The organism is Streptomyces scabiei 87.22 (genome assembly GCF_000091305.1).
Lineage (GTDB): Bacteria > Actinomycetota > Actinomycetes > Streptomycetales > Streptomycetaceae > Streptomyces > Streptomyces scabiei.
In genome coordinates this window covers 5880154-5904321 of the sequence record NC_013929.1, presented here as the reverse complement: position 1 = coordinate 5904321, position 24168 = coordinate 5880154, and the positions used below count along the sequence as shown (strand labels likewise).

At 72.0% G+C, this 24168-nt stretch carries 21 protein-coding genes and 1 pseudogene; 11 read left to right on the top strand and 11 right to left on the bottom strand.

The window, feature by feature from the left end; all coding sequences use genetic code 11:
• Window positions 1-80 precede the first annotated feature (80 nt).
• The 5 genes from SCAB_RS25355 to galU form a co-directional block, all read right to left on the bottom strand.
• Window positions 81-722, bottom strand: a complete 642-nt coding sequence (locus tag SCAB_RS25355) for a GNAT family N-acetyltransferase (protein WP_037724629.1) — start codon at window positions 720-722, stop codon at window positions 81-83.
• A gap of 17 nt (window positions 723-739) precedes the next feature.
• Complete coding sequence (locus tag SCAB_RS25350) at window positions 740-1270, bottom strand: MogA/MoaB family molybdenum cofactor biosynthesis protein (protein ID WP_013002930.1); 531 nt, start codon at window positions 1268-1270, stop codon at window positions 740-742.
• Entirely contained in the window at window positions 1267-1749 is a 483-nt protein-coding gene (gene moaC / locus SCAB_RS25345; protein ID WP_013002929.1) for a cyclic pyranopterin monophosphate synthase MoaC, read from the bottom strand. Before moaC ends, SCAB_RS25350 begins: the two co-directional genes overlap by 4 nt.
• An 84-nt stretch (window positions 1750-1833) precedes the next feature.
• On the bottom strand, window positions 1834-3156 hold the full coding sequence (gene glp, locus SCAB_RS25340; protein WP_013002928.1) for a molybdotransferase-like divisome protein Glp: 1323 nt from the start codon (window positions 3154-3156) through the stop codon (window positions 1834-1836).
• Window positions 3153-4064 (bottom strand): UTP--glucose-1-phosphate uridylyltransferase GalU, encoded by a 912-nt coding sequence (galU, locus tag SCAB_RS25335; protein ID WP_013002927.1) that lies wholly within the window; start codon window positions 4062-4064, stop codon window positions 3153-3155. Before galU ends, glp begins: the two co-directional genes overlap by 4 nt.
• 103 nt (window positions 4065-4167) lie before the next feature.
• On the opposite strand from galU, the gene SCAB_RS25330 reads away from it, so the two are divergent.
• A complete protein-coding gene (locus tag SCAB_RS25330) occupies window positions 4168-4776 on the top strand; it encodes a 5-formyltetrahydrofolate cyclo-ligase (protein ID WP_106437304.1) in 609 nt (202 codons plus the stop codon).
• A gap of 87 nt (window positions 4777-4863) precedes the next feature.
• On the opposite strand, the gene SCAB_RS25325 is transcribed toward SCAB_RS25330, so the two are convergent.
• On the bottom strand, window positions 4864-7710 hold the full coding sequence (locus SCAB_RS25325; protein ID WP_013002925.1) for a penicillin acylase family protein: 2847 nt from the start codon (window positions 7708-7710) through the stop codon (window positions 4864-4866).
• A gap of 233 nt (window positions 7711-7943) precedes the next feature.
• Between SCAB_RS25325 and SCAB_RS25320 the strand changes: the two genes are divergently transcribed.
• The 6 genes from SCAB_RS25320 to mscL all read left to right on the top strand — a co-directional run bounded on the left by SCAB_RS25320 (window position 7944) and on the right by mscL (window position 14064).
• Window positions 7944-9626, top strand: coding sequence for a potassium/proton antiporter (locus SCAB_RS25320; RefSeq protein WP_013002924.1), 1683 nt, complete (start codon window positions 7944-7946; stop codon window positions 9624-9626).
• A gap of 266 nt (window positions 9627-9892) precedes the next feature.
• Window positions 9893-11200 (top strand): MFS transporter, encoded by a 1308-nt coding sequence (locus SCAB_RS25315; protein ID WP_013002923.1) that lies wholly within the window; start codon window positions 9893-9895, stop codon window positions 11198-11200.
• Window positions 11201-11269: 69 nt separating this feature from the next.
• Window positions 11270-11605, top strand: coding sequence for an FmdB family zinc ribbon protein (locus tag SCAB_RS45260; protein ID WP_013002922.1), 336 nt, complete (start codon window positions 11270-11272; stop codon window positions 11603-11605).
• Between the two features lie 75 nt (window positions 11606-11680).
• Window positions 11681-12664 carry an S-methyl-5'-thioadenosine phosphorylase gene (locus tag SCAB_RS25305; protein ID WP_231885124.1) on the top strand — a complete coding sequence of 328 codons (984 nt, stop codon included), beginning with the start codon at window positions 11681-11683 and terminating at the stop codon, window positions 12662-12664.
• Between the two features lie 176 nt (window positions 12665-12840).
• The gene (locus tag SCAB_RS25300; RefSeq protein WP_231885123.1) at window positions 12841-13485 is read left to right on the top strand and encodes a hypothetical protein; all 645 of its coding nucleotides are present in this window, start codon (window positions 12841-12843) and stop codon (window positions 13483-13485) included.
• Between the two features lie 102 nt (window positions 13486-13587).
• A complete protein-coding gene (gene mscL, locus SCAB_RS25295; protein WP_041670930.1) occupies window positions 13588-14064 on the top strand; it encodes a large conductance mechanosensitive channel protein MscL in 477 nt (158 codons plus the stop codon).
• A 28-nt stretch (window positions 14065-14092) separates the two neighbouring features.
• On the opposite strand, the gene SCAB_RS25290 is transcribed toward mscL, so the two are convergent.
• Entirely contained in the window at window positions 14093-14275 is a 183-nt protein-coding gene (locus tag SCAB_RS25290) for a hypothetical protein (RefSeq protein ID WP_013002918.1), read from the bottom strand.
• Window positions 14276-14439: 164 nt separating this feature from the next.
• On the opposite strand from SCAB_RS25290, the pseudogene SCAB_RS25285 reads away from it, so the two are divergent.
• The 4 genes and pseudogenes from SCAB_RS25285 to SCAB_RS25270 all read left to right on the top strand — a co-directional run bounded on the left by SCAB_RS25285 (window position 14440) and on the right by SCAB_RS25270 (window position 19151).
• Window positions 14440-15707, top strand: a pseudogene (locus SCAB_RS25285) (low temperature requirement protein A).
• Entirely contained in the window at window positions 15697-16728 is a 1032-nt protein-coding gene (locus tag SCAB_RS25280) for a P1 family peptidase (RefSeq protein ID WP_013002915.1), read from the top strand. Before SCAB_RS25285 ends, SCAB_RS25280 begins: the two are co-directional and overlap by 11 nt.
• Before the next feature lie 289 nt (window positions 16729-17017).
• Window positions 17018-18235 carry a L,D-transpeptidase gene (locus SCAB_RS25275; RefSeq protein WP_013002914.1) on the top strand — a complete coding sequence of 406 codons (1218 nt, stop codon included), beginning with the start codon at window positions 17018-17020 and terminating at the stop codon, window positions 18233-18235.
• A 157-nt stretch (window positions 18236-18392) separates the two neighbouring features.
• On the top strand, window positions 18393-19151 hold the full coding sequence (locus tag SCAB_RS25270) for a DUF6227 family protein (protein ID WP_013002913.1): 759 nt from the start codon (window positions 18393-18395) through the stop codon (window positions 19149-19151).
• A gap of 48 nt (window positions 19152-19199) precedes the next feature.
• On the opposite strand, the gene SCAB_RS25265 is transcribed toward SCAB_RS25270, so the two are convergent.
• From SCAB_RS25265 to SCAB_RS25250, 4 genes are all read right to left on the bottom strand, one after another.
• Entirely contained in the window at window positions 19200-19478 is a 279-nt protein-coding gene (locus SCAB_RS25265; protein WP_013002912.1) for a hypothetical protein, read from the bottom strand.
• Window positions 19479-19752: 274 nt separating this feature from the next.
• A complete protein-coding gene (locus SCAB_RS25260) occupies window positions 19753-21909 on the bottom strand; it encodes a PTS fructose transporter subunit IIABC (protein ID WP_013002911.1) in 2157 nt (718 codons plus the stop codon).
• A 346-nt stretch (window positions 21910-22255) separates the two neighbouring features.
• The gene (gene pfkB, locus SCAB_RS25255) at window positions 22256-23203 is read right to left on the bottom strand and encodes a 1-phosphofructokinase (RefSeq protein ID WP_013002909.1); all 948 of its coding nucleotides are present in this window, start codon (window positions 23201-23203) and stop codon (window positions 22256-22258) included.
• Window positions 23200-24042 carry a DeoR/GlpR family DNA-binding transcription regulator gene (locus SCAB_RS25250; RefSeq protein WP_013002908.1) on the bottom strand — a complete coding sequence of 281 codons (843 nt, stop codon included), beginning with the start codon at window positions 24040-24042 and terminating at the stop codon, window positions 23200-23202. The genes pfkB and SCAB_RS25250 overlap by 4 nt, the downstream gene beginning before the upstream one ends.
• Window positions 24043-24168 lie beyond the last annotated feature (126 nt).

The following is a 24168-nucleotide window of genomic DNA, read 5'->3' as shown; positions in this document are numbered from 1 at the left end:
ATCGCTGTCCGATCGGCGCGTGTTCACCGGCCGGGGCATTTTTTCGAACACGTATTTCATTTATGAGGGGCGGCGGGCGGCTATGGGGGCGGCCCGGTCGTACCGGCGTCGGAACCGGCGTTCCGTGCGTTCCGCGCCCGTTCGCGCTGCCAGCGCCCGAGCAGTCCCTCGGGGACCTCCTCCGCGGTGAGCGCGAAGACGAGATGGTCGCGCCAGGCCCCGTCGATGTGAAGATATCGTGGACGAAGACCTTCCTCACGGAATCCGAGTTTCTCCACCACACGACGGCTGGGCCGATTCTCGGGGCGAATGCAGACCTCGATGCGGTGCAGTCCGACGGTCCGGAAGCAGTGGTCCACGACGAGTGCCACCGCCGTCGGCATCACCCCGCGCCCGGCCACCGACTCGTCCACCCAGTAGCCGACGTGGCCGGAGCACATGGACCCCCAGGTGATCCCGGCGACCGTCAACTGGCCCACCAGCCGCCCCTGGTACTCGATCACGAACGGCAGCATGCGGCCCGCGTTGGCCTCCGACCGCAGATGGCGGACCATCTGACGGTAGGTCGGCCGGTGGGCGATGGGTCCGCTGGGCGTGGGCGGCGGGATGGTCGCTTCCCAGGGCCGCAGCCAGTCCCGGTTGCGCCGGTTCACCTCGCGCCAGGCCCGCTGGTCACGCATCTTTATGGGCCGCAGGACGACTTCGCCGTCGACCAGCGCCACGGGCCAGGATGGAGTGTTCAGCTCGCACCCCCGTGGCCGGATGCCGGGTGGTCCCCGCCGCGGAGCTGGTCGACGGCGTGGGTGAGCAGGGGTTCCAGTACGGCCAGGCCGTCCCGGACGCCGCCGGTGGAGCCCGGCAGGTTGACGATCAGGGTCCGGCCCGCGACTCCGGCGAGGCCCCGGGAGAGTGCCGCCGTCGGCACCTTGTCCCGGCCGTACGCCCTGATGGCCTCGGGGATGCCGGGCACCTCGTGGTCGAGGACCGCGCGGGTGGCCTCGGGGGTGCGGTCGGTGGGTGAGATCCCGGTGCCGCCGGTCGTCACGATCACGTCGTACCCGGCGGCGACTCCGGCCCGCAGCGCGGCCTCCACGGGGTCGCCGTCGGGCACGACCCGGGGCCCGTCCACGGCGAACCCGAACGTCCGGAGCCCCTCGGCGATCAGGGGTCCGCCCCGGTCCTCGTAGACGCCGGCCGCGGCCCGGTTGGAGGCGGTCACGACCAGCGCGCGGTGGGGCGCTCTCCCGGTGTCCTCGGCGGGCGGCGTCATGTCCGGTTCCAGTCGCCCGACTTGCCGCCCGTCTTCTCCTCGACGCGGACGTCCGTGATGACCGCGCCCTTGTCGACCGCCTTGACCATGTCGATCACGGTGAGGGCGGCGACGGAGACCGCGGTGAGGGCCTCCATCTCGACGCCCGTGCGGTCGGTGGTCTTCACGGTGGCGTGGATCTCCACGGCGTCGTCCGCGACCGACAGGTCCACCTTGACGCCCGAGACCGCGAGCGGGTGGCAGAGCGGGATGAGGTCGGGGGTGCGTTTGGCGCCCATGATCCCGGCGATGCGCGCGGTGGCGAGGGCGTCTCCCTTGGGCACCCCCTCGCCGCGCAGCAGTTCGACCACCGTCGGCGAGACCAGGACCCGGCCGCTGGCGCGGGCGGTGCGCGCGGTCACGTCCTTCCCGGAGACGTCGACCATGCGGGCTGCGCCCGCCTCGTCGATGTGGGTCAGTCGGTCGTGCGGCGTACTCATGGTGGTGTGACGCTCCCGGTCGGGGCCCGTCGCGGTGCGGCGCGCGGTCGGTTGTGCGCGACACGGTACGCCACCCCCGAGGGTTCAGCCGAGCAGGACGACCTCGACCTCCGCGGCGGGCTCGACCGACTCGGTGCCCTCGGGGATCACGATCAGCGCGTCGGCGTGCGCGAGGGCCGCCACGAGGTGCGATCCGGCGCCGCCGACGGGCGTGACCTCGCCGTCGGCGTACGTCCCGCGCAGATACTGGCGGCGACCCGCGGGCGAGGTCAGCGCCTTGGGAGCGCGGAGGCTGGCCGTGGTCGTCGGCCGGTGGACGTCGGGCAGGCCCATCAGGGTGCGGATGGCGGGCCGGACGAAGATCTCGAAGGAGACGTAGGACGACACCGGGTTGCCGGGCAGCGCGAGCAGCGGGGTGTGGTCGGGGCCGATGGTGCCGAAGCCCTGGGGTTTGCCAGGCTGCATGGCGAGCTTGCGGAAGTCGATGCCGGCGCCGTCCTCGTCCTCGTCGCCGACGGACTCCAGGGCTTCCTTGACGACGTCGTACGCGCCCACGCTGACCCCGCCGGTGGTGACGACCAGGTCGGCGCGGACGAGCTGGTCCTCGATGGTGGTGCGGAGGGTCTCGGCGTCGTCGGCGACGGCTCCGACGCGGTAGGCGATCGCGCCCGCGTCCCGGGCGGCGGCGGTGAGGGCGAAGCTGTTGGAGTCGTGGATCTGGCCGGTGGCGGGGGTCTCGCCCGGGGGGACCAGTTCGCTGCCGGTGGAGAGCACGACCACGCGCGGGCGGGGGTGGACGCAGACCGAGGCGTACCCGATGGCGGCCAGCAGGCCGAGCTGCGGCGGGCCGAGGATCGTCCCCGCGGCCAGGGCGCGTTCACCGGCCTTCACGTCGCTGCCCTGCGCGCGTACGTGCGCGCGGGCCTCGGCGGGGCGGTGCACGGCGACCTGGCCGGTGGCGCCCTCGGGGTTCGCGCTGCGGGCGCGCATCCCGGAGACGGGTCCCTCGCCGAGGCCGCCGTCGGTCCACTCCACCGGGACGACGGCCTCCGCGCCGGGCGGCAGCGGCGCGCCGGTCATGATGCGGGCGGCCTCGCCGGGCCCCACGTGCGGCTGTTCGGCCTGGCCCGCCGCGACGTCCCCGATCACCGTGAGCACGGCCGGGAACTCCTCGCTCGCGCCCGCGATGTCCGCGACCCGTACCGCGTACCCGTCCATCGAGCTGTTGTCGAACGGCGGCAGGGAGATCGGCACCGTGACGTCGTCGACCAGCACGCAGCCCTGGGCGTCGAGGAGTTGCAGCTCGATGGGTTCCAGGGGGCGGACGGTGGCGAGGATGTCCTCCAGGTGCTCGGTCACCGACCAGAGGTGGTCCGGGTCGGTGGTGCGGGTCGCGGCGGTGCTCACTGTGGCTCCATCTCCTCGGCTACGTAACTGCGAAGCCAGGTCCGGAAGTCCGGGCCCAGGTCCTCACGTTCGCATGCGAGTCTGACAATGGCACGCAGGTAGTCGCCACGGTCACCGGTGTCATAGCGGCGGCCCTTGAAGACGACGCCGTGCACGGGGCCGCCGACCTTCTCGTCCGCGGCGAGCTGCTGGAGGGCGTCGGTGAGCTGGATCTCGCCGCCGCGGCCCGGCTCGGTGCGGCTCAGCACCTCGAAGATCTGCGGGGCCAGGACGTACCGGCCGATGATCGCGTAGTTGGACGGGGCGTCGGCGGCCTCCGGCTTCTCGACCATGCCCGTGACCTTGACGACGTCTCCGTCGACCGTGGCCTCGACGGCGGCGCAGCCGTAGAGGTGGATCTGTTCCGGCGCGACCTCCATGAGCGCGATGACGCTGCCGCCGTGCTCCTCCTGGACCTGGACCATGCGCTTCAGGAGCGGGTCGCGGGGGTCGATCAGGTCGTCGCCGAGGAGGACCGCGAAGGGTTCGTCGCCGACGTGGGGCGCGGCGCACAGGACGGCGTGGCCGAGGCCCCTGGGGTCGCCCTGGCGGACGTAGTGCATGGTCGCGAGGTCGCTGGACTCCTGGACCTTGGCGAGCCGGTGGGCGTCGCCCTTCTTCTGGAGGGCCGACTCCAGCTCGTAGTTGCGGTCGAAGTGGTCCTCAAGGGGGCGCTTGTTCCGGCCGGTGATCATCAGTACGTCGTCGAGACCCGCCGACGCGGCCTCCTCCACCACGTACTGGATCGCCGGCTTGTCGACCACCGGCAGCATCTCCTTGGGAGTCGCCTTGGTGGCCGGCAGGAACCGGGTTCCCAGACCCGCGGCGGGGATGACAGCCTTGCTGATCCTGGGGTTCGCCTCACTCATGGGCGGAACCATATCCGGTGCCTTTGTGGGGAATCTGTGGCTCCGATGAATTCGTTCTCATATAAGCCGATTACGAACAATACTGGAGCGACCTGTGAGCCGGATGGGACCTGAACCGGAGCTTTCCAAGCGAATGTTGCGACGAGAGCTCCTCCTGGTGAGGAACGGGTTGACGGCGGATGACGTCCGGAACACGACGGGCGCCCTTGCGGAACGGGCCCTCGGTCTGCCCGAGCTGGCGCACGCGCGCACGGTCGCGGCGTACGTCGCCGTGGGGAGTGAACCGGGCACGCTCGCGCTCCTCGACGCTCTGCGCGCCCGGGGCGTGCGCGTCCTGCTGCCGGTCCTGCTCCCCGACAACGACCTCGACTGGGGCGTCTACGAGGGAGGGCCCGCCCTCGCGCGCGTACGGCACGGCGGCGGACGCATGGAGCTCCTCGAACCCGCCGGCGAGCGCCTCGGCCCGGAGGCCGTGACCACCGCCGACGCCGTGCTGCTGCCGGGCCTGGCGGTCGACGCGCGCGGGATGCGGCTGGGCCGGGGCGGCGGCTCCTACGACCGCGTCCTGGCCCGGCTGGAACGCTCGGGGGCCGACCCGGCACTGGTGGTGCTCCTGTACGACACGGAGGTCGTGGAGCGGGTGCCGGAGGAGCCGCACGACCGCCCGGTGCACGCGGTGGTGACCCCGGCGGGGGTACGACGGTTCCGGTGACCCGGATACGACGGATTCGATGACCCGGACGCGAAAGCGGCCCTCCACGCGCGCGTGGAGGGCCGCTTTCCGGCGTTCAGGCCGGCGTCACGGTTTCAGCAGCAGCGTGTCGCTGGTGTCGCGCTCGACGGCCTTGTCCGAGAACGACCAGGTCAGCAACTGGCCCTCGACCCACTTGTCGGTCTGGTCGGTGTAGTGCGCGTTGTACGCGTGCCCGGAGGCGCCGGTGAGGTTGATCCACTTGGACTTGTCGAGGTCCCCGAGGTTCACGACCATGCGCATCGAGGGCACCCAGACCACCTCGTAGCCGCCCGCCGCGTTCCAGCCGGTGGCGTTGACCGTGGCCTCGCCGCCGCCGAGCTTCCAGGGGCCGCGGTTGAGCATGTACTTGAGGAAACCGGGGCCCGCGGTGCCGAGGGTCTGGTTCTTCAGGAACAGCCGGTGCAGCCGGCCCCAGCTCCAGGTGTCGATGTCCTTGCCCAGCTTCGCGGTCAGTTCCCAGCGGGCGTCCCGCATGGCCCGGTTGAACAGCTCGTCGCGGGTGTCGACGGCGTCCAGGGTGCGGGTCTTCGGGGCGGACCACCAGGGGTTGTCCTGGTCGTCGATGATCCGGCGGACCACCTCGAACCAGCGGTCGCCGCCGTCTGGCTGCGCCTGGTCGGCGTCCCGCCTGCCGCACTCGCGGACCCTGCGGTCCTCGTCGGCCGGCCCGGTGGCGTCGACCGGCTCCACCGACAGGCACTGGCCCTCGACGCGCAGTTCCTTGGGCAGCTTGTTGCCGAAGGCGAGCTTGAGGATGTTGCGCCAGACCGAGTTGAAGTACGCGGCGGCCGCCGAGTCGGCGTCCTGCGTGTAGTCCCAGCCCTCCAGGAGCTTCTGCGCCTCGCGGACGTTGGGGTCGTTCACATCGATCTTGAGCAGCAGCGGCACCAGCAGCTTGGCGATCTCGCTGCTGTTGTCCATCTGCATCTGCCGCATGTCGTCGGTGGAGATCTTGCCGCCACCCTTGATCTTCGACTCGATGAGACTGGTGATCCGCTGCGCGCGCGTGCCGTAGCCCCAGTCGGCGGTGAGCGTGTACGGGTACTTCTTGTCGACGACGGCCTGGTTCGCGGTGACGATGTAGCCGCGCTTCGGGTCGAACTCCCAGGGCAGTTCGTCCTGGTCGATGTAGCCGGTCCAGCGGTACCTGGCATCCCAGCCGGGCGCGGGGATCGAGCCGTCGCCCCTGCCCCGGGTGGGGATCTTGCCGGGCAGCTGGTAGCCGATGTGTCCCTCGGTGTCGGCGTAGATCAGGTTCTGCGAGGGGACGTCGAACAGGGCGGCGGCCTTGCGGAAGTCCGCCCAGTCCTTGGCCTTGTTCATCGCGAAGACGGCGTCCATGGAGGTGCCGGGGTCGAGCGCGGTCCAGCGCAGGGCGATGCCGTAGCCGTCGCCGCGGTCGGGCGCGTCCTGGTCCACGGTGGCCTTCTTGCCGACCTGGACCAGTTCGTTGCTGCGGTCCGAGAGCAGCGGGCTGCCGTCCTTGGTGAGCCGGACGACGATCTTCTTCGACTCGCCGCCGGCGACCTCGATGGTCTCCTCGCGGGTCTCGAAGGGCAGGACCTTGCTGCCGTACTGGTAGCCGTCGCCGGTGAGCTTCTCCAGGTAGAGGTCGGTGACGTCGACGCCGGAGTTGGTCATGCCCCAGGCGATGTCGGCGTTGTGGCCGATGACCACGCCGGGCATGCCCGCGAAGGTGTAGCCGGAGACGTCGTACTGGCACTTGGCGGAGACGGCCTTGCAGTGCAGGCCCATCTGGTACCAGACCGAGGGCAGCGACGCCGACAGGTGCGGGTCGTTGGCGAGGAGCGGCTTGCCGGTGATGGTGTGGTCGCCGGAGACGACCCAGGAGTTGGAGCCGATGCCGTTGCCGTTCACGCCGACGGCCTCGGGCAGGTCCTCCAGGACGTTGTAGAGGCCGCCCAGCTGGGTCTGGAGGGCTCCGGAGTCCGTGGACGTCCCGGCGGTGCCCGTACCCGTTCCCGTGCCGCCGGTGCCCTGCGTGGAGCCTCCGGCGCCCTGGCCGGTGCCCGTTCCGGTGCCGCCGGTGCCCGTGCCGCCGGTGCCCTGCGTGGAGCCGTCGGCGTTCTGCGGGGAGCCCGACCCGTCCGACCAGGTCTTGGTCAGCTCGTCGTACTGGCCCTCCCGCACGATCGTCCCGTTGCGGTCGTAGGGGTACTGCGGGTACAGGTCGGCGATCTGCTTCGGGCCGAGGCGGCTGGTCATCAGCGCGCGGTCGATCTCGTCCTGCATGTTGCCGCGCAGGTCCCAGGCCATCGCCTTCAGCCAGGCGACCGAGTCGACCGGGGTCCACTCCTCGGGCTTGTAGTCGTTCTCGAAGCCGAGGGCCGCGTACTCCAGCGAGAGGTCGGCGCCGTCCTTGCCCGCGAGGTAGGCGTTGACCCCCTTGGCGTACGCGTCGAGGTACTTCCTGGTCTCGGCCGAGAGCGTCTTCTTGTACTCCTCCTCGGCGATGCGGTGCCAGCCGAGGGTGCGCAGGAACTCGTCGGTGTCGACCTGGCTCTCGCCGAACATCTCCGAGAGGCGGCCGGCCGTCAGGTGGCGGCGCACGTCCATCTCGTAGAACCGGTCCTGCGCCTGGACGTAGCCCTGCGCCATGAACAGGTCCTCGTCGGAGGAGGCGTAGATCTGCGGGATTCCGTAGCCGTCGCGCTTGACGTCGACCGGTCCCGACAGACCGTCCAGGGTTATCGAACCCTTGGTCTGGGGGAAGGAGGCGCGCACGGTGGAGACGGACCAGAACGCCCCGTAGCCGACGCCACCGATGATGGCCAGAACCAGGACGATCAGGAGAAGACGGACTTTGCGTCCCTTCTTCCTGCCGGACTTGCCGGGCTGCTGGCCGGAGGAGGCGGGATTGTCGGTGGGCATCGCTGTCCTTGCTGTCCTAACACGAGCGGCAGGTCGGGCTGTGCTTTGTACTGAACGCTGGAGCAACCATAGGCGCAGGGCCCGGCGCGACTTGACGCGGAGTCGGGAACTGGCGCGGACGGCTGTTCGATCTTGCACCCGCGAGCGTCAAGAAATCGTCAAGAGTTAGGTAAGGTAACGAAGTACTTGCACTGACGTAACCGCAATCGCACGGTTTCCGTGATCGGCTCGGCATGCCCACGCGCGCGTGCCCCGCATCCAGTGCTCGGCATCCCCATCCGGAACCACGTGCGGTTCGGCGAGAAAGGTACGGCCCTCTGACTGTCCACGACCTCAACCAGCTCCTGCTCGTCTGCTCGCTCGTCCTGTTGGTCGCGGTCGCCGCGGTCCGGATCTCGTCGCGCAGCGGGCTCCCCAGCCTGCTCGTCTACCTGGGCATCGGCATCGCCATGGGCCAGGACGGCATCGGCGACATCCACTTCGACAACGCCGAACTGACCCAGGTCATCGGCTACGCGGCCCTCGTCGTGATCCTCGCGGAGGGCGGCCTCGGCACGAAGTGGAAGGAGATCAAGCCGGCCCTGCCCGCCGCCGCCTCACTGGCGCTGGCCGGGGTCGCGGTGAGTGTCGGGGTCACGGCCGCGAGCGCGCACTACCTGATCGGGCTGGAGTGGCGGCAGTCACTCATCATCGGCGCGGTCGTGTCCTCCACGGACGCGGCGGCCGTCTTCTCCGTGCTGCGCAAGATCCCCCTCCCCGCGCGCGTGACGGGCACCCTGGAGGCCGAGTCCGGCTTCAACGACGCCCCTGTCGTCATCCTCGTCGCCGCGCTCTCCATGGCCGGCCCGGTCGAACACTGGTACGTGCTCATCGGCGAGATAACGCTGGAACTGGCGATCGGCGCCGCGATCGGCCTCGCCGTGGGCTGGCTGGGCTCCTGGGGCCTGCGGCACGTGGCGCTGCCCGCCTCCGGCCTCTACCCCATCGCCGTCATGGCGATCGCCGTCACCGCCTACGCGGCCGGCGCCATGGCCCACGGCAGCGGCTTCCTCGCCGTCTACCTGGCCTCCGTCGTCCTCGGCAACGCCAAGCTGCCGCACTGGCCGGCCACCCGCGGCTTCGCCGAGGGCGTCGGCTGGATCGCCCAGATCGGCATGTTCGTCCTGCTCGGCCTGCTCGTCACCCCGCACGAGATGGGTGACGACATCTGGCCCGCGCTCGTGATCGGCCTGGTGCTGACCATGGTGGCGCGACCGCTGAGCGTCGTCGTCGCGCTGACCCCGTTCCGGGTCCCGTGGCGCGAGCAGACCCTGCTGTCGTGGGCCGGTCTGCGCGGCGCGGTGCCCATCATCCTGGCGACGATCCCCATGGTGAGCGGGATCGAGGGCAGCCGCCGGATCTTCAACATCGTCTTCGTGCTGGTCGTGGTCTACACCCTCGTCCAGGGGCCGACACTGCCCTGGCTGGCCCGCAAGCTGCGGCTCGGCGGCTCAGGCGAGGAGGCCGCCGACCTCGGCATCGAGTCGGCGCCGCTGGAACGGCTGCGCGGCCACCTGCTGTCCGTCGCCATTCCCGACAAGTCCCGGATGCACGGCGTCGAGGTCAACGAGCTCCGGCTGCCCCCGGGCGCCGCCGTCACCCTCGTGGTGCGCGACGGCACCTCCTTCGTGCCCCTGCCGACCACGGTGCTCCGCCGCGGCGACGAACTGCTCGTCGTCGCCACGGACCCGGTCCGCGACCAGGCCGAACGCCGCCTCAGGGCCGTCGGCCAGGGCGGCAAGCTGGCCTACTGGCTGGGGACGGGGAACGGAAACGGGGACGAGGACGGGGAGGGCGACGTGCACCGGGGCGGGAGGGGACGCGGAGGCGGCGGCGGACGCGCGGGCGGGAGCGGGAAGGGCGGGGCGGGACGTTAAGGGGAGGTTTCATCCTGTTCACACCCTCTAAATTCGGGGGTGCGACCGCCCATGGTGCTCGGTTTCACAGGCGCCTCGGCCGATCATCCCTGTACGATGAAGGCGCACTTGATCGGACCAACTCTGCCTGACGCAGAGCTGGCGCGACCGTATGGCGGCCGGGACACCCCTCTCAGCGGGCTCCGGCATCTACCGCAGTAGCGCAAGAGGACAGCTCTCGGCGCCCCCCGCACGGGCGCGCTACCAGGCGGCGGAAAGGCACGGCCGTGGCATCCACGGTCACCTCGAACACCTCACGCCCCCCGCGCACCCCCCGCACCTCGAAGACGTCCCGCCCGGGATACGGGCAGCTGCTGCGCACCCCGCGCGCGTGGACGTTCCTCCTCCCCGGCTTCGCGGCCCGCCAGCCGTTCGCCATGCTGACCCTCTCCCTCGTGCTGCTCGTCCAGCACACCACCGGCTCGTACGGGGCGGCGGGCGCCGTGGCCGCCGCCACCGGTGTCTCCATGGCACTGTTCGCCCCCTACAGCGGCCGTCTCGCCGACCGGCACGGACAGCGGGCCGTCCTGATCCCCGGCGTTCTCGTCCACGGTGCCGCCGGCCTCACCCTGACGGCGCTGGCCCTGATGGACGCCCCCCTGTGGGCGCTGTTCGTGGCCGCCGTGCCGACCGGGGCGTCGGTGCCGCAGGTCGGCCCCATGGTGCGGGCCCGCTGGGGCGTCAAGCTCAAGGGCTCGCCCCTGATGAGCACCGCCGCCGCCTTCGAGTCCGTCACCGACGAGCTGACCTTCGTGCTCGGCCCGCTGCTCGCGACCGCGCTCTGCACCGCCGTGCACCCGGCCGCCGGTCTGCTCACCGAGGCCGGGCTCACCCTGGTCGGCGGTCTGCTGTTCGCCGCGCAGCGCGCCACCCAGCCCGAGGTCGCTCCCGTGGCGCACGCGCGCGTGGAGCGTGTCTCCGCCCTCGCCGTGCCCGGCGTACGGGTCCTGATCGTCACCTTCCTGGGCATCGGCTCCGTCTTCGGCGGCATGCAGGTCTCCCTCGCCGCCTTCTCCGAGTCGATCGGCGAGCCCGGCATCAACGGCGTCCTGTACGGCGTCTTCGCCGCGGGCAACATGCTCGCCGGCATCGTCTGCGGCGCGATCGCCTGGAAGGCGGCCCCGCAGCGGCGCCTGCTCGTCGGCTACACGGCCCTCGCGCTGGCCGCCTCCGCCCTGTGGACCGCCGACTCCGTGGTCGTGCTCGCCGCGCTCGGCCTGCTGGTCGGCATGTGCATCGCCCCCGCCCTGATCACCGGCTACACGCTCGTCGACTCGCTGGTGCCGTCCGGCGCCCGCACGGAGGCCTTCACCTGGCTCACCGGCGCGGTCGCGCTGGGCCAGGCGGCGGCCGTCACCACGGCCGGCCAGCTGGAGGACCGGCTGTGGACCGGCGCCGGATTCCTGGTGCCCGCGGCCGGTACGGCACTGGCCCTGGCCACGCTGTTCGCCCTGCGTACGAGGCTGGTGGGCACCCCCCGGAGCCGTACCGTCGCGCGTGTCGTCGGTCACCGAGTGCCGGTGACAGTGGACTGATCCCGGGGGAATACGTCACTATGGACCGTCGTTAGCACTCATCGAGTGAGAGTGCCAGGAGGAAGACCAGTGCCGACGTACCAGTACCAGTGCACCGAATGCGGTGAGGGCCTCGAAGCGGTGCAGAAGTTCACCGACGACGCCCTGACCGAGTGCCCCGCCTGCAACGGCCGCCTCAAGAAGGTGTTCTCCGCGGTCGGCATCGTCTTCAAGGGCTCCGGTTTCTACCGGAACGACAGCCGCGGCTCCTCGTCGAGCAGCAGCCCCGCGACGTCGAAGTCGTCGGACGCGAAGTCGTCCTCGGACTCCAAGTCCGCGTCGGCCTCGTCGTCGGGTTCGTCGTCCTCGGACTCGAAGTCGTCGTCCGCGGGTTCTTCCTCCACCAGCAGCACCTCGGCGGCCTAGCAGCCTCGTCCGGGACCCCGCCGTCGTACGACGGCGGGGTCTTCGGCGTGTCCGGGCCCCGGTTAGGGTGCGGGCATGGCGAACACGGAGCAGGCGGCGGACGGGACGGGGCCGGTGGGCGGGACGAGCACGGCGGACGGCACGGTGGGAACGGGCTCGGCGGGAACGGAGTCGACGAAAGCCGAGGCGACGGGGACGGGCGCGACTGCGACGGGCTCGGCGGGGACGGCCCTGGCGGAGATCGGTGTCATCGGGGGGTCGGGTTTCTACTCCTTCCTCGACGACGTGACCGAGATACAGGTGGACACGCCCTACGGACCCCCCAGCGACTCCCTCTTCCTCGGTGAGATCGCCGGGCGCCGGGTCGCCTTCCTGCCGCGCCACGGCCGTGGGCACCATCTGCCGCCGCACCGCATCAACTACCGGGCCAACCTGTGGGCACTGCGTTCCGTGGGGGCGCGCCAGGTGCTCGGCCCGTGCGCGGTGGGCGGACTGCGGCCGGAGTACGGACCGGGCACGCTCCTCGTCCCGGACCAGCTGGTGGACCGCACCAAGTCCCGCACCCAGACCTACTTCGACGGCCTTCCGCTGCCGGGCGGGGCCTTCCCCAACGTCGTCCATGTCTCCCTCGCCGACCCCTACTGCCCCGCGGGCCGCAAGGCCGCCCTCGATGCGGCGCGCGGCCGGGACTGGGAACCGGTGGACGGCGGCACCCTGGTGGTGGTCGAGGGTCCCCGTTTCTCCACCCGCGCGGAGTCCCTCTGGCACCAGGCCCAGGGCTGGTCCGTCGTCGGTATGACCGGCCACCCCGAGGCCGTCCTCGCCCGCGAGCTGGAGCTCTGCTATTCCACCCTCACCCTGGTCACCGACCTCGACGCCGGCGCCGAGACCGGCGAGGGCGTCTCCCACGAGGAGGTCCTGCGGGTGTTCGCCGCGAACGTCGACCGGTTGCGGGGCGTCCTCTTCGACGCGGTCGCCGCCCTGCCGGCGAACGACAGCCGCGACTGCCTGTGCGCGACGGCGCTGGGCGGCATGGACCCGGGGTTCGAGCTGCCCTGATGCTGCCGTGACGCTGCCCTGACGGGGGTCACGGCTGCCACGGCTCCGGCGGAACTCCTCGTTCGGGTGGTGGGGTTTTCCACAGTCGGCCGGTGGTCCACAGGTCTCGGCGGGCTCCGCCGCCAGACCCCATCGTGGGACCGCCAGCCGATCTCCCACAGCAGGTGGTGGTCCCCATGTCCCGTTCCCCGTCCGAGCCGTCGCCCCGGCCCCCTCACGTGTATCCGCCCCCGTCCCAGCCACCGGCCCCTCCCCTGTCCTCCTCCCCGTCGCCGTCCCGGCCCGCGCCCGGGCGGGTCCCCTCCTGGGCCGTCGGCCCACCCGGTGCCGACGCCCCTCCCACCTGCGAGGTTCCGCACTTCGCGCCGCTCAGGGTGCGCGGCGGGGCGCACCGGCTGCGTCGTCTCGCCCGCTGCCGGCGCCGGGCCACGGCCGCGGGCCTGGCGGTGACCGCGGCGGCCCTGCTGGTGGCGGGAGCGGGACCCCGGGAGTCCGGACGGGTCAGGGGCCACCCCGTGGCCGACCCGGTCCCCGAGCGCTCAGCCCCCGCGGAGAGGGTGACCGCGCCGGTACGCATCGCCGACGCCGCGACGGTACGGCTGCTGCGCCCCGGTGACCGCGTCGACGTGATCGCGGCCGAGGAGTCGGCGACGGGCGCCGGCACCGCACGGATCGTCGCCCGCGGCGCCCGCGTCTCCAAGGTGCCGGCCGCCGACGCCGCCGAGAGCGGAGCCCTGGTCGTCCTGACCGTGCCCCGCCGCACCGCGGCCCGGCTGGCCGGCGCGGGCGCCACGTCCCGGCTGGCGGTGACGCTGTGGTGACGTCGGATCCCACGATGGTGGGACCCGACTGGACACGGGGGCCGGGCCCTGCCGTAGGTTGCGGAGTCATTTGTTCCACAATCAGCGCGGAAGGGCCTCGTGGTGAGCAAGCAGAAGGAGCCAGGCGTCTGGGAGGGCTTCAAGGCCTTCCTGATGCGGGGGAACGTCGTCGACCTGGCCGTCGCCGTGGTCATCGGCGCGGCCTTCACCAACATCGTCAACTCGGTGGTGAAGGGGGTCATCAGCCCGCTGGTGGGGGCGTTCGGCACGAAGAACCTGGACCAGTACAGCTACTGCCTGAAGGACCCCTGCGAGGTGGGGACGGACGGCACGGTCATCGACGGCGTCTCGATCCTCTGGGGCACGGTGCTGAACGCGACGCTCACGTTCCTCATCACCGCGGCCGTCGTCTACTTCCTGATGGTGCTTCCGATGGCCAAGTACCTGGCCCGTCAGGAGGCCCGTCGCAAGGCGAAGGAGGGCACGCACGAGGTCATCGAGCTGACCGAGCTGGAGGTTCTGAAGGAGATCCGCGACGCCCTGGTGGCCCAGCGCGGCTCCGGCCACGACCGCACCTAGCGGCGTTCGCCCGCCTCGGCCGACGGTGTCAGAGGTGGTGGGGCGGCTTCTCGTCGAGGAAGCGCTTCAGGTCGGCCGCGCTGTCGCCGCCGTCGCCGGGCCGCTCGCCCCACCCGTGGTCGGTGTCGTCGGACGACGGCCGGCTGAACGGGTCGTCGAAGACCAGCGCGGCCTTGGGGTCACGCGGTTCGGGGGCGGGAGCGGTACTCATGTCTCCAGAGTACGGCCCCGGTCCCGGCCGACGGGCGGCCCCGGCCCCTCCCCCCGGCCCGTCCCCGCGTCCGCCCGGCACGTCCGCGCACTCCGCCGGTCCCTCCCGGTACTTGTGCGTACCCGGGCAAGAATTTCACCGGGTTATCTGGTGTGCTTGGCCGCATGACGTCCCGTTCCACGCCCCCGACCCCCTCGGTTCCCGCCCCCACCGGCCGGGCCCCGGTGCGCAGGCTGGTCGCACGGGGGCGAGGGGAGGAGCACCGGGTCGCCTCGCCGCTGGAGCTCCTCTTCGACCTGTGCTTCGTGGTCGCCGTCGCCCAGGCGGGCGTCCAGCTGGTGCACTCCGTCGCGGAGGCACACGCGGCCGAGGGCATCGCCAACTACGCGATGGTGTTCTTCGCGATCTGGTGGGCCTGGATGAACTTACCTGGTTCGCCTCGGCGTACGACAACGACGACGTGCCGTACCGGCTGGTGACCCTCGTCCAGATCGCCGGTGTGCTGGTGCTCGCCGCCGGGGTCACCCGGGCCTTCGAGGACCACGACTGGCTGCTGGTCGTGCTCGGGTACGTGATCATGCGGCTGGCGATGACCGCGCAGTGGCTGCGGGCCGCGCGGACCGCGACGGGCCCCGAGCGGACCACGGCCCTGCGGTACGCGGGCGGTGTGGCGCTCTGCCAGATCGGCTGGCTGGGGCTGCTGGTCCTGCCGGAACCGGCCAGACCCTGGCTGTTCCTGGTGATGGCGATCGCCGAACTGAGTGTTCCGGTGTTCGCGGAGAAGGGCTTCCAGACGTCCTGGCATCCGCATCACATCGCGGAGCGGTACGGCCTGTTCACCATCATCGTGCTCGGCGAGACGATCCTGGCGGCGACGGTCGCCGTGAAGTCGGCGGTGGACGACGAGGACGCGCTGGGCGAGCTGCTGCCGATCGCGGCGGGCGGACTGCTGATCGTGTTCTCGGCGTGGTGGGTCTACTTCACCGTCCCCATCCACGGCCATCTGCGCTCCAGCAAGGAGAGCTTCCTGTGGGGCTACGGCCACTACCTGATCTTCGCCTCGGCGGCCGCGATCGGTGCCGGGCTGGAGGTCGCGGTGGAGCAGGCGGTCGGCAAGGCGCACATCTCCACGCCGGCCGCGTCCGCCGCGGTGACCCTGCCGACGGCGCTGTATCTCCTGTCCGTGTGGGCGCTGCACGCCCGCCACTACAAGGTGGGCACGACCCGACAGGCCGTTCTGCCGCTCTCCGCGCTCGCCGTGGTCGGGTGCACGTTCCTGGGTCACTGGGCGGTCCCGGCCGCCGGCCTCGTGGCCGCCGCGACGGTCGCGGTCGGAGTCACGCTCACCGCCCGGGACCACCGCGCCGAGGAGACCCGCCAGGCCCCGGGGGCGGACCCGGCACATCACAACGGTGACGCCCATGGCCGTTGACGCGCTCACCGACGTCGCCGGTCTGCGGGTCGGTCACGCCACCCGGGTCGGCGGGGGCTGGCTGACCGGGACCACGGTCGTGCTGGCCCCGGTGGGCGGCGCGGTCGCGGCGGTGGACGTGCGCGGAGGAGGACCGGGCACCAAGGAGACGGACGCGCTCGACCCGCGCAACCTGGTGCAGAAGGTCGAGGCGTTGGTGCTGACCGGCGGCAGCGCGTACGGACTGGACTCGGCGTCGGGCGTGATGGCCTGGCTGGAGGAGCGGGGGCGGGGCGTGCGGGTCGGCCGCGACCCGGCGCACGTGGTGCCGGTGGTGCCGGCCGCCTGTGTCTTCGACCTGGGCCGGGGCGGGGACTTCGGGGCCAGACCGGATGCCGCGCTCGGCCGGGCGGCGGTCGAGGCGGCCGACGCCGGCGGGCTGGGCGCCCCGGTGGCGGAGGGGTGCGTGGGCGCCGGGACGGGGGCGACGGTCGGCCTGCTCAAGGGCGGCATCGGCACCGCGAGCACCGTGCTGGACTCGGGCATCACGGTGGCCGCGCTGGTGGTGGCCAACGCGGCGGGCTCGGTGACGGATCCGGAGACGGGGGTGCTCTACGGGGAGCTGTTCCAGGGGCGTGCGGCGTACCCGGCGCCGGAGGTCCACGCGAGCGCGCGGCGCCGGATCGCGGAGGCGTCCGCGCAGAGTCCCCCTCCCCCGATGAACACCACGCTGGCCGTGGTCGCCACCGACGCCGACCTGACCCGCGCCCAGGCCCAGAAGCTGGCCGGCACGGCCCACGACGGCATCGCCCGCGCCGTGCGCCCCGTGCATCTGCTCAACGACGGGGACACGGTGTTCACCCTGGCGACGGGCACCCGCCCGTTGCCGCCGCAGGCCGGCCCCCTCGCCCTGAACGAACTCCTCGCGGCGGGCGCCGACCTGGTGACGCGGGCGATCGTAAGGGCGGTGCGGGCCGCCGAGTCGGTGGACGGGCCGGGGGGCACGTGGCCGTCGTACGGGGAGCTGTACGGGGGCGGGTGAGGAGGGAGGGGGGCGGCCGATGAGGCGGGGTGGGAGGGCAGGGGGCCGGGGGGGGAGGGGCCCCCACAGGGGTCAAAGGGGGCCGAGGGATCGGTAGTTCCAGCGTTCAGCGGGTGCCGTCGGGTTCGGCAGGTGCCGTCGGGGGCGATTGTCCCGGTTCTGTCACGTGATGCCGTCAGGCGTGAGTCAGCGGGAACCCGCCCGGCCGACGCCGGCTCTTTCTCCACGTAACCGAGCGGAGCACGTAGATCACGCGGATCACGCGGACGCGAAGAAGCTGGAGCAGATCGTGACAAGGCCGAAGATTGCTGTACGGCGGGCACTGGGGACCTGTGCCGTGCTGGTGGTCGGTGCGCTGACCCTCACCGGCTGCGGCGGGGACGCCCAGGCCGACAACAAGAGTGGTGGCAAGGGGACTTCGGCCGAGGACGCGGTGGCGCGGATCACGATCTCGGCGAAGGACGGGTCGACGGGCGCGTCCATCAACGCGACCGGGGTGAAGGTCAGCGGCGGCAAGCTGACCGAGGTGAAGATGACCGCCGTCGAGAGCGGCACCGCCGTGGCGGGCGAGATAGCCGCGGACGGGCGGTCCTGGAAGCCGAAGGAGCAGCTGGAGCGCGGCACGAAGTACCGGATCTCCGCGACCGCGAAGAGCACCGCCGGGAAGACGGCGGCGGCCAACTCCATCTTCACGACCGTGTCGACGGCCAACAGCTTCATCGGGACGTACACCCCGGACAACGGCACCACGGTCGGGGTCGGGATGCCGGTGTCGTTCACCTTCGACAAGGCCATCACGGACAAGAAGGCCGTGCAGTCGCACATCAAGGTGACGTCGAGCAGCGGGCAGCAGGTGGTCGGGCACTGGTTCGGGGCGCAGCGCCTGGACTTCCGGCCCGAGGAGTACTGGAAGGCCGGTTCCAAGGTCACGGTGAAGCTGGGCCTGGACGGGGTGGAGGGCGCGAACGGCCTCTACGGCGTGCAGGACAAGACGGTCACCTTCACGGTCGGGCGGGCACAGGTCTCCACGGTGGACGTGAACACGCAGACGATGACGGTCGAGCGGGACGGGAAGACGCTGAAGACGGTGCCGATCTCGGCGGGCGCCGCCGCGAACCCGACGTACAACGGCCAGATGGTGATCTCGGAGAAGTTCCGGCAGACGCGGATGAACGGGTCGACGGTGGGCTTCGGCGGTGAGTACGACATCTCGGACGTGCCCAACGCGATGCGGCTGACCACGTCGGGCACTTTCGTCCACGGCAACTACTGGTACAACCGGGGCAACCCGCCCTTCGGGCGTGAGGGCACCAGCCACGGCTGCATCGGTCTCGCGGACGCCCAGGGCGCGAACGGCGACACGCCCGGCAAGTGGTTCTTCGACAACTCCCTCGTCGGCGACGTGGTGATCGTGAAGAACTCCCCGGACAAGACGGTCGCGCCGGACAACGGCCTCAACGGCTGGAACATGCCGTGGAGCGAGTGGACGGCCGGGGACGGCATCTGACCACTTTGTTCTGCGAGTTCGTGGGGCCGTGCGGGAACAGACCGCGCGGCTCCCTCGTTTTACGGGCGTACGTTTTCTCGGTTCCCGGACATGATGTCCGACCGAGGGGCTACGGTATGCACCCACAAGGTGACATGCAGCAACGCCGGGAGAAACCTTGAGCGTTCCGTACGAGACGGCAGCGTACGAACCACCCGAGTCGCCCAAGTCTCCTGAGGAGCACCTCGCGCGGCTCCTCGGCCGCGCCCTGAACTCCTTCGAGCTGCCCGATGAGACGCTCCGGCAGCTGGACTGTGCCCTCGCCCACGACAGCTCGCTGCATTCCGCGCACTACAGTTCGGGGCTGCACCGGGCGACGTACCGGCACACCTGGCTGCTGGCCGACGGCTCGGCCGTCACGCTGTGGGAGCTGGTGCACAACACGGCGCTCTGCGGTGACGTCCAGCACGAGGTGTACACGGACGAGGAGGAGCTGCGGGCCGCGACCGCGCGCCTGCCGCTGCCGCCGGACGCCGCCGACTTCGAACTGCCCGCCGTCGTGGAGCTGGCGGCGTTCCCCGAGCCCCGCCACGAGTACGTGCCGGACGACTCGGCGGACCATGCGCGTCGCCTGCTGCGGCGCGCGGAGAACCCGGACCCGCCCGGGGACGAGCTGGCCACGCTGCTGTTGCGCACCGCGTTCGCCCACGAGATCACCCAGGCGTTCGGCCGTCCGCACCGTCCCGCGCGGCGGGGCCGGCCCGGCTTCAGCTTCTCGCTCTACGAGCACGCGTTCCTGCTCACGGACGGGCAGGAGATCTCGCTGTGGGAGGTCGAGCACACGGCCACGGCGGACGGACGCCATATGTGCGAGGTGTACGCGACGGAGGACGCGGCCCGGGACGCGATGGAGCGGCGGGCGGGGACGCTCGGCTAGCGGGCTCGGGCGAGCGCACGGGCCGTGAAGGGCCCGGTGGTGACGGGTTCAGGCGAGGCGGTCGTCGCTGAACTGGCGGGCCAGGAACGCGAAGGCGTCCTGCTCCGCCGGGGTCAGCTCCACGTGCTCCACGTACGGGCCCCTGCGGCGCTGGTGCGGCAGACCCCACCCGCGCTGCCCGCGCCGGCCGGACAGGGCGGCGAAGCGGCCTCGGTGGACCTGGTGGTCCCGGTTCAGTACGCGGACCAGCAGGGCGACCCAGACGACCGACGCGAGGGCGAGGGCGGCCAGGCCCAACGGCTGGAGGATCGACACGTGCTCAGGCATGCCGTCCAGTAGACACCACCGGATGGGACTTCGGGCCCGGACCGTGACGTATCTCGCAGGTGCGGCGTACACGTCATACACACGTCAAAGCGCCCCAAAGGGGCGCACGGAGTGAGGGCGCTCGGTGGCGGGTTCCTCGGCTGCGCGCGACGGCGCTCCCCCGGGGCGCGCGCGAACGCGGTCCCCCGGGACGCGTGAGGCCACGGTCCGCCGGGACGCGTGAGGCCGCGGCCCCCTGCCGGGTGGGGGTCGCGGCCTGCGTACGGTCGCGGGTTCAGGCCGCGACCGGCTCCTTCGCCTGCTCCTCGGCGGTCGCGGGCGTGGAGTCGGCCGTCGTGCCCGCCGGGGCCTTGCGCAGGCCCTTCAGGAGGATGACCAGGCCGGCGGTGACGGCCGTGCCGACCGCGATGGCCAGCAGGTAGAGGAGCGGCTTGCCGATCAGCGGGGTGACCCAGATGCCGCCGTGGGGGGCGCGCAGGGTCGAGCCGAAGGCCATGGCCAGTGCGCCGGTGACCGCGCCGCCCGCCATGGACGCCGGGATCACGCGCAGCGGGTCGGCCGCCGCGAAGGGGATCGCGCCCTCGGAGATGAAGGAGGCGCCGAGCACCCATGCCGCCTTGCCGTTCTCGCGTTCGGCGGTGGTGAACAGCTTCTTGCGGAGCGTGGTGGCGAGCGCCATGCCGAGCGGCGGGACCATGCCGGCCGCCATGACGGCTGCCATGATCTTCATCGCGGAGTCGCTGGGGTCCTGCACGGCGATGCCGGCGGTGGCGAAGGCGTAGGCGACCTTGTTGACCGGGCCGCCCAGGTCGAAGCACATCATCAGGCCGAGCAGGACACCGAGCAGGACGGCGTTGCTGCCGGAGAGGCCGCTCAGCCAGTCCGTCATGCCCTTCTGTGCCTGGGCGATGGGCTTGCCGATCACCACGAGCATCAGGAAGCCGACGATCAGCGAGGAGATCAGCGGGATCACGACCACCGGCATGATGCCCCGCATCACCGGAGGGATCTTGATCCGTTGGATACCGAGAACGACTCCGCCGGCGATCAGACCGGCGACCAGTCCGCCGAGGAAGCCGGCGTTGATGTTGGCGGCGATCATGCCGCCGACGAAGCCCGGCACGAGACCCGGCCGGTCCGCCATGCCGTAGGCGATGTATCCGGCGAGGACCGGGATCAGGAAGCCGAAGGCGACGGCGCCGATCTGGAAGAGCAGGGCCGCCCAGCTGTCGATCTGGAGCCAGTCGAAGTGCTCGGTGACGGGCTTGGCCTGGTTGATCTCCCAGCCGCCGATCGCGAAGCCGAGGGCGATCAGCAGACCGCCCGCCGCGACGAACGGGACCATGTAACTCACGCCGGACATCAGCCACTTGCGCAGCTTGGTGCCGTAGCCGTCGCCGGGCTCGCCCGTGCGGTCGACGGGGGTGCCGGGTCGGCCGGCGGCCGTGACCTCGCCGCGCTCGGCCTTCTGCCGGACCTCGGCGATCAGCGCACCGGGGCGGCTGATGCCCGCCTTCACACCGACGTCGACGGTGGGTTTCCCGGCGAACCGGTCCTTCTCCCGTACGGGCACGTCGTGGGCGAAGATCACGCCGTCGGCGGCGGCGATGACCGCCGGGTCGAGGCGGGAGAAGCCGGCCGAGCCCTGCGTCTCGACGACGAGCTCGACGTCACCGGCGTCCCGGCCCGCGTTCTCCAGCGACTCGGCGGCCATATAGGTGTGCGCGATGCCGGTGGGGCAGGAGGTGACGGCGACGATACGGAAGGGGCGGGCTTCGGCGGGGGCGTCCGCCGCCGGGACCGGGGCGGCCTCGGCCGGTGTGGTGCCGGTCGGAACGGGCCCGGGGGCGGGCGCGGACGTCGTTGCCGGGGCGGCTTCCTCGGGGACGCTCTCCGCCGGGGTGGTGCTGACCGCGGCGGCGTCGGGGGAGGCCGTTCCGCCCGACGCCGCCGCGGAGTTTTCGGTGCGCTCGGCCGCGTCGGCGCCGGTGGCGTCGCCCCGGATGAGCGCGGCGGCGTGGGCCGCGTTGTCCGCCGCGCGCAGCGCGTCCGTGAACTCGGTGTTCATCAGCTGGCGGGCGAGAGAGGAGAGGATCGTGAGGTGGGCGTCGTCGGCGCCCGCGGGGGCGGCGATCAGGAAGATCAGGTCGGCTGGGCCGTCGGGCGCGCCGAAGTCGACGCCGGCCGCGCTGCGGCCGAAGGCGAGGGTGGGCTCGGTGACGTGCTCGCTGCGGCAGTGCGGGATGCCGATGCCGCCGTCGAGGCCGGTCGGCATCTGTGCCTCGCGGGCGGCCACGTCGGCGAGGAAACCGTCCAGGTCGGTGACCCGGCCCTTCGCCACCATGCGCTCGGCGAGGGCACGCGCCGCCGCTTCCTTCGTCTCGGCGGACAGGTCGAGGTCGACCAGGTCCGCGGTGATCATCTCGCTCATCGCGGGCTCCTTCGCACGCGTATCGCCCGGGGGGTGTGGTGGGCGGGGGTGGGGACGGAAGTGTGGGGGGCGGGGGCCGGGAGGCAGGGGCGGGGGTGGTGTCGGGGTGCGGCGGCGGGTGACGCAAAACGAAGGTTCGTTCGCGGGGAGACCGAGTCCGACGAGCCAAAACGAGGGTTCGTTCGCAAGCCCGACACGGACGAGGCAAAACGAAGGTTCATTCGCGAGGTGACCGAGACCGAGACGGCGACCGAGACGGAGCGGCAGCCCGAGACGGCGGCAGGAGGCACGGGCGCGGGCAGGTTCGCCACCGGGCCAAAATGAACGTTCGTTCGCGATGCCCGCATCATGACACCGGCTCCCTCAGCGCCCGGTCCGCCGGCACCTCGGCCGTGACCGTGACCGCCGCCGGGTCCAGGTCGCGGGGTGTCGGCATGACGCTGCCCGGGAGCTGGACGGCCGCGGCGCCGTGGGCGACGGCGGAGGCGAGCGCCTCGGGGCCGTGCCCGCCGGCGATCAGGAAACCGGCGAGGGAGGAGTCGCCGGCGCCGACGTTGCTGCGGACGGCGTCGACGCGGGCGGTGCCGAACCAGGCACCCGAGGCGTCGACGAGGAGCTGACCGTCGGCGCCGAGACTGGCCAGCACCACGCCCGCCCCCATCTCACGAAGCTCCTCCGCGGCCTTGACGGCGTCGCCGACCGTGGCGAGGGGGCGTCCCACGGCCTCGGCCAGTTCCTCGGCGTTGGGCTTGACGACGTCGGGGCGTTCGCGGAGCGCGGCGAGCAGGGCCGGGCCGGAGGTGTCCAGGGCGATACGGGCGCCGGCCGCGTGGGCGCGGGCGACGAGTTCGGCGTACCAGGACGGGTCGAGGCCGCGCGGGAGGCTGCCGCAGCAGGCGATCCAGGAGGCGTCGGCGGATCGGGCGCGGACCGCTTCCAGCAGGAGTTCGCTTTCGGTGGCGGACAGTTCGGGGCCGGGTGCGTTGATCTTCGTCAGGACGCCGTCGGCTTCCGCGAGGGCGATGTTGGAGCGGGTCGCCCCGGCGACCGGGACCCGGGCGACCTCGATGCCCTGGGCGTCGAGCAGGTCGGCGACCAGGGCGCCCGGTGCTCCGCCGAGAGGCAGTACGGCCACGGTGCGCCGGCCCGCGGCGGCGACCGCCCGGGAGACGTTGACGCCCTTGCCGCCCGGGTCCATGCGTTCACCGGTGGCCCGGATGACCTCGCCGCGGTCGAGGGAGGGGACCTCGTAGGTGCGGTCGAGGGACGGGTTCGGGGTGACGGTGAGGATCATGAGCGGTCTTTCCTGCCCTCGGTGGAGCCGGCCTCGTGGAAGCCGCCCGAGGTGGAGCCGCGCGCGGGGTCGGTGCCCGGGACGCGCAGCACCTCGGTGCCCTTGCGTTCGATGGTGAGGGCGTCCTCGACGCTCAGCCCGCTGTCGGTGATGAGCAGGTCCACGTCGGTCAGGTCGCCGAAGCGGGCGAAGTGCTCCTGGCCGTGCTTGGAGGAGTCGGCGAGCAGCACCACGCGCCGGGCCGCGGCGACGGCCGCGCGTTTCACGGCGGCCTCGGCGAGGTCGGGGGTGGTCAGGCCGCGGTCGACGGAGAAGCCGTTGGCGGCCACGAAGAGCACGTCGGCGCGGATCTCGCCGTAGGCCCTGAGCGCCCAGGCGTCCACGGCGGCGCGGGTCCGGTGGCGGACGCGGCCGCCGACCAGATGGAGCTGGATGCCCGGGTGGTCTGCGAGGCGGGCGGCGATGGGCAGGCTGTGCGTGACCGCGGTGAGGGCGGCTTCCAGCGGGATGGCGGCGGCGAGGCGCGCGATGGTCGTACCGGCGTCGAGGACGATCGTGCCGTCGTCCGGCAGTTCGGCGAGGGCGGCCTGGGCGATCCGGTCCTTCTGGTCGGCGGCGGTGCCCTCGCGTTCGGCGAGGTCCGGCTCGAAGTCCAGGCGGCCGGCGGGGATCGCGCCGCCGTGCACGCGCTGGACGAGGCCGGCGCGGTCGAGGGCCTTGAGATCCCGGCGGATCGTCTCGGCCGTGACCTGGAACTGCTCGGCCAGCGACACCACGTCCACCCGGCCGCCGTCGCGCGCGAGCCGGAGAATCTCCTGCTGCCGCTCGGGTGCGTACATGCCCGTTCGCCTCCGACTGGTGCCCGACTCTGTGGTTTCGCTCGGAGACTACGCCGGGATGTCCGGAAAGTAAACAGGTGCGACAGCTATACGGGCACGGTCGGGCACGAGTGGGCACAAGTGGGC

Coding starts and splice junctions, on each gene's coding strand:
- SCAB_RS25250 (WP_013002908.1), bottom strand. CDS start 24,042: ATGTACGCACCCGAGCGGCAGCAGGAGATTCTCCGGCTCGCGCGCGAC.
- SCAB_RS25265 (WP_013002912.1), bottom strand. CDS start 19,478: ATGCCTGAGCACGTGTCGATCCTCCAGCCGTTGGGCCTGGCCGCCCTC.
- SCAB_RS25330 (WP_106437304.1), top strand. CDS start 4,168: ATGGGACCTGAACCGGAGCTTTCCAAGCGAATGTTGCGACGAGAGCTC.
- SCAB_RS25290 (WP_013002918.1), bottom strand. CDS start 14,275: ATGAGTACCGCTCCCGCCCCCGAACCGCGTGACCCCAAGGCCGCGCTG.
- SCAB_RS25280 (WP_013002915.1), top strand. CDS start 15,697: ATGGCCGTTGACGCGCTCACCGACGTCGCCGGTCTGCGGGTCGGTCAC.
- SCAB_RS25325 (WP_013002925.1), bottom strand. CDS start 7,710: ATGCCCACCGACAATCCCGCCTCCTCCGGCCAGCAGCCCGGCAAGTCC.
- SCAB_RS25260 (WP_013002911.1), bottom strand. CDS start 21,909: ATGAGCGAGATGATCACCGCGGACCTGGTCGACCTCGACCTGTCCGCC.
- galU (WP_013002927.1), bottom strand. CDS start 4,064: ATGAGTGAGGCGAACCCCAGGATCAGCAAGGCTGTCATCCCCGCCGCG.
- SCAB_RS25320 (WP_013002924.1), top strand. CDS start 7,944: ATGCCCACGCGCGCGTGCCCCGCATCCAGTGCTCGGCATCCCCATCCG.
- SCAB_RS25305 (WP_231885124.1), top strand. CDS start 11,681: ATGGCGAACACGGAGCAGGCGGCGGACGGGACGGGGCCGGTGGGCGGG.
- SCAB_RS25350 (WP_013002930.1), bottom strand. CDS start 1,270: ATGACGCCGCCCGCCGAGGACACCGGGAGAGCGCCCCACCGCGCGCTG.
- pfkB (WP_013002909.1), bottom strand. CDS start 23,203: ATGATCCTCACCGTCACCCCGAACCCGTCCCTCGACCGCACCTACGAG.
- SCAB_RS25300 (WP_231885123.1), top strand. CDS start 12,841: ATGTCCCGTTCCCCGTCCGAGCCGTCGCCCCGGCCCCCTCACGTGTAT.
- moaC (WP_013002929.1), bottom strand. CDS start 1,749: ATGAGTACGCCGCACGACCGACTGACCCACATCGACGAGGCGGGCGCA.